Genomic DNA, 4,587 nt, shown 5'->3' on the forward strand with positions numbered 1-4,587 from the left:
GGGGCCGGCGTGAACCGCGGCGACCGCATCGGCCTGTGCCTCACCCGCACCGTCGACATGGCCGCCGCCGTCCTCGCCGTGTGGCGCCTCGGCGCCGCGTACGTCCCCGTCGACGCCGACTATCCGGCGGCCCGGCTCGAATTCGTCCTCGGGAACGCGCGGGTCCCGCTCGTCCTGACCGACCCCGACACCGTCGGCCGGATCCCCGCGGGCACCTGGCGCACCCTCGTCACCACCCAGGCGACGGACGCCGTCCACACCGGATCCGTCCGCCCGGAGGCCGGCGAACTCGCCTACGTCATCTACACCTCGGGCTCCACCGGCACACCGAAGGGCGTCGAGGTCACCCACGGGAACCTCGCCACGCTGCTCGCCGCGGGCGAGGAGACGGTCGGCCTGTCGGACTCCGACGTCTGGTCGCTGTTCCACTCCTTCGCCTTCGACGTCTCGGTCTGGGAGATGTGGGGTGCCCTCGCCTTCGGCGGACGGCTCGTCGTCGTCCCGCGCGAGGTGACGCGCGATCCCGCGGCCTTCCTCGACCTCCTGGTCCGCGAACGCGTCACGGTGCTCTCCCAGACACCGTCCGCGTTCCGCCAGCTCGTGACCGCGGAGGAGCAGCATCCTCGGGACGAACTGGCTCTGCGCCTGGTCGTGTTCGCGGGCGAGGCGCTCGACCTGGCCTCCGTGCGCGCCTGGTGGCGCCGCCACGCGCCCGACCGCCCGGTCCTGGTCAACATGTACGGCATCACCGAGACCACCGTCCACGTCACCTGGCAAGTCCTGGACGAGGAACGGATCGAGACCAGCAGCAGCCCCATCGGCCGCGCCCTCCCCGGCTACCGGACACTCGTCCTCGACGCCGACGGCAACCCCGCACCGGTGGGCGTGCAGGGCGAACTGTACGTCGGCGGCGACGCCGTGGCCCGCGGCTACCTCGGACGGCCCGCCCTGACCGCCGAGCGCTTCGTCCCCGACCCCTTCACCGACGTGCCCGGCGCCCGCCTCTACCGCAGCGGCGACCTCGCCCGCTGGACCGCCGACGGCGAGCTCGAATACCTCGGCCGCAACGACGACCAGGTCAAGATCCGCGGCTTCCGCATCGAACTCGGCGAAGTCGCCGCCGCCGTCGGCCGCCACCCCGCCGTCCGCGGCGTCACCGTCGTCGTCCGCGAGGACACCCCCGGCGACCGCCGGCTCGTCGCCTACACGGCCTGCCCGGACGGGACCGACCCGCGCGAGCTGCGCGACTTCGCCACCGTGCACCTGCCCGCGTACATGGTCCCCTCGGCGTTCGTCGTCCTGGAGACGCTGCCGCTGACCCCCAACGGGAAGATCGACCGCGCCGCCCTGCCGGCACCGGAGTTCTCCGGCGACGCCGCCGGCTACGTGGCACCGCGCACCCCCGTCGAGGAGGGCCTGGCCCGGGTGTGGGCGGAGATCCTCAAGGTCGACCGGGTCGGCCTGGAGGACGACTTCTTCGACCTCGGCGGGGACTCCATCCGCGCCGTGCAGATCGCCTTCCGGGTGCAGCGCGGGCTCGGCATCGCGCTCAGGCCGGTCGACGTCCAGCTCCACCCGACGGTCGCGGAACTCGCCCGCCACCTGTCGGCCTGACCGTCCCACCGCGAGCACACCCATCCCTATTCCCTCTGAAGGCCGTGGAGGCTGGCATGTCGAACGACGAACTGGACCTGGACTACAAGGTCGTGGTGAACGACGAGGAGCAGTACTCGATCTGGCCGCAGGACCGGGAGAACCCGGTCGGCTGGCGGGACGCCGGCGCGCGCGGCAAGAAGCCCGAGTGCCTGGAGTGGATCGAGCGGAACTGGACCGACATGCGGCCCAAGAGCCTGCGCAGCGCCTAGGAACGGTCGGTCGGGACGGAGTGAGGAGGTACATCGAGATGTCTCGTGGTCTGGACACCCCGGAGGACGGGTCGACCCCCGTCCCGGCTCCCGCCGGGCCGGACGCACCCGCCGCGGCGGGCACCGGCAGGCTGCCGCTGTCCCTGGCGCAGCAGCGGCTGTGGTTCCTCTCCAGGCTCGGGGAGTTCCGAGCCGGATACAACATGCCCCGGGTGGTCCGGATCACCGGGCGGCTGGACCGGACGGCGCTGACGGCGGCGGTCGGCGACGTCGTGCGCCGGCACGCGGCTCTGCGGACGGTCTTCCCGGAGGTCGCCGGAGAACCGTGCCAGCAGGTCGTGGCCACCGGTGACGTCGCCGCGCGGTTCGCGGTGGAGTTCGCCGAGTGCGGCTCCGGCGAGGTGGCCGAGCGGATCGGCCGGGCCTGCCGGCACGACTTCGACCTGACCTCCGAACTCCCGGTGCGGGCCTGGCTGTTCGCGACCGGCCCCGAGGAGCACGTGCTGGCGCTGGTGATCCACCACATCGCCGCGGACGGGTGGTCCGTCGGCCTGGTGGACCGCGACCTCGGGACGGCCTACGCCGCGCGCCGCGCCGGCGCCGCGCCCGAGTGGCCTGCCCTGCCGACGGAGTACACGGACCACGCGGTGCGCCAGCGGCGGTCGTTGGGCGCGGAGGACGATCCCGACAGCCTCGTCTCGCGGCAACTCGACTACTGGCGGGAGGAGTTGCGCGGAGCGCCGCCGGAGCTGCGGCTCCCCCGCGACCGCCCGTGGCCGCAGTCGGCCGGGTCCGCCCGGGCCGGCTCCTCCCGGGCCGACTCCTCAACGACAAGCCCCTCCCGCGCCGGGACGGTGCACTTCGAGCTCGACGCCGACACCCACCGCGGGCTGGCCCGGCTGGCCCGCGAGCACCGGGTCACACTGTTCACGGTGCTCCAGGCGGGTTTCGCGGCGCTGCTGAGCCGGCTCGGGGCGGGCACCGACCTCCCCATCGGCTCGCCGGTGGACGGCCGGACCGACGATGACCTGCAGGAGGTCGTCGGGTTCTTCGTCAACACCCTGGTGTTCCGGCTCGACTGCTCCGGCGACCCGACGTTCGCGGAGCTCCTGAAGCGGGTGCGCCGGACGGCCCTGACCGCGATCGCCCACCAGGACGTCCCCTTCGACCGGGTGGTCGAGGCCGTCAACCCCGCCCGCACTGCGGGCGGGAACCCGCTGTTCCAGGTGAGCTTCGCACTGGAGGCCGGCGGGGACGGCGGCCTGGTCCTCCCTGGCCTGGAGGTCGCCGACGAGCCCTTCGAGGCGGGCTCCGCCAAGTTCGACCTGAGCCTGGGCGTGACCGAGCACCGCGACGGGGACGGCGGACCGGCCGGTCTGAGCGGGGTGCTGGAGTACGCCGAGGACCTGTTCGACCGGACCACGGCGCAGGCCGTGGCCCGCCGCTGGCAGCTGCTGCTGACCGGGGCGCTGGCCGGGCCGGGGCGCCCGATCGGCGAACTGCCGGTGCTGGACGGGGCCGAGCGGCGGTGGGTGCTCGAACGGGCCGGCACGGACGCGTCGTTGCCCGCGGTGCGGCCGTCGGCGGCGGAGCGGTTCGCCGGGCAGGTGGCCGCGGCCGGTGACAGCGTCGCGGTGAGCGACGGCACCCTGGAGTTGACATATCGCCAACTCGACGAGCGTGCCTCGAACTTCGCCGCCCTGCTCGCCGGGGCCGGCGTGAACCGCGGCGACCGCATCGGCCTGTGCCTCACCCGCACCGTCGACATGGCCGCCGCCGTCCTCGCCGTGTGGCGCCTCGGCGCAGCGTACGTCCCCGTCGACCCGGACAACCCGGCGAGCCGCATCGAATACGTCCTCGGCGACGCCCGCGTCCCGCTCGTCCTCACCGACGCCGCCGACCGCATCCCCGCCGGACCCTGGCGCACCCTCGACACCTCCCAGGCGACGGACACCGTCCACACCGGCTCCGTCCGCCCGGAGGGCGGCGAACTCGCCTACGTCATCTACACGTCGGGCTCCACCGGCAGGCCGAAGGGCGTCGAAGTCACCCACGGCAACCTCGCCGGGCTCCTGGCCTCGACCGAGGGCCTGGCGAAGCCGTCGGAGCGCGACGTCTGGTCGCTGTTCCACTCCTTCGCCTTCGACTTCTCGGTCTGGGAGATCTGGGGCGCCCTGGCCTACGGCGGACGGCTCGTCGTCGTCCCCCGCGAGGTCACGCGCGATCCCGCGGCCTTCCGCGACCTGCTCGTCCGCGAACGCGTCACCGTCCTGAATCAGACCCCCTCCGCGTTCCGCCAGCTCGTGGCGGAGGACGAACGCCACCCGACCGGCGAACTCGGCCTGCGCCTGGTCGTGTTCGGCGGCGAAGCGCTCGACCTCGCTTCCGTGCGCGCCTGGTGGCGCCGCCACGCCCCCGACCACCCGGTCCTGGTCAACATGTACGGCATCACCGAAACCACCGTCCACGTCACCTGGCAAGTCCTGGACGAGGAACGGATCGAGAGCAGCAGCAGCCCCATCGGCCGCGCCCTCCCCGGCTACCGCGCGCTCGTCCTGGACGAGTACGGCGAGCCGGTGCCAGTGGGCGTGCAGGGCGAACTGTACGTCGGCGGCGACGCCGTGGCCCGGGGCTACCTCGGACGGCCCGCCCTGACCGCCGAGCGCTTCGTCATCTGACGCTTCCGCCCACAGACCGGCTGAAGAGAGAGGCGCTGGGGCGA

At 73.6% G+C, this 4,587-nt stretch carries 3 protein-coding genes; all 3 read left to right on the forward strand.

Annotated elements, in window-relative coordinates:
• Nucleotides 1–1,614 (forward strand): amino acid adenylation domain-containing protein (locus ACFV4F_RS41505; protein ID WP_380510881.1); only part of this gene is annotated, 1,614 nt, incomplete at its 5' end.
• Between the two features lie 56 nt (nucleotides 1,615–1,670).
• Complete coding sequence (locus ACFV4F_RS41510; protein WP_380448963.1) at nucleotides 1,671–1,865, forward strand: MbtH family protein; 195 nt, start codon at nucleotides 1,671–1,673, stop codon at nucleotides 1,863–1,865.
• Between the two features lie 38 nt (nucleotides 1,866–1,903).
• On the forward strand, nucleotides 1,904–4,543 hold the full coding sequence (locus tag ACFV4F_RS41515; protein WP_380510884.1) for an amino acid adenylation domain-containing protein: 2,640 nt from the start codon (nucleotides 1,904–1,906) through the stop codon (nucleotides 4,541–4,543).
• Nucleotides 4,544–4,587: the final 44 nt, after the last annotated feature.

The sequence above is a fragment of the Kitasatospora sp. NPDC059722 genome, from assembly GCF_042733235.1.
Lineage (GTDB): Bacteria > Actinomycetota > Actinomycetes > Streptomycetales > Streptomycetaceae > Kitasatospora.

Bases quoted from the DNA above. Each gene is read 5' to 3' on its own strand.
- ACFV4F_RS41510 (WP_380448963.1), top strand. From the start codon at position 1,671: ATGTCGAACGACGAACTGGACCTGGACTACAAGGTCGTGGTGAACGAC.
- ACFV4F_RS41515 (WP_380510884.1), top strand. From the start codon at position 1,904: ATGTCTCGTGGTCTGGACACCCCGGAGGACGGGTCGACCCCCGTCCCG.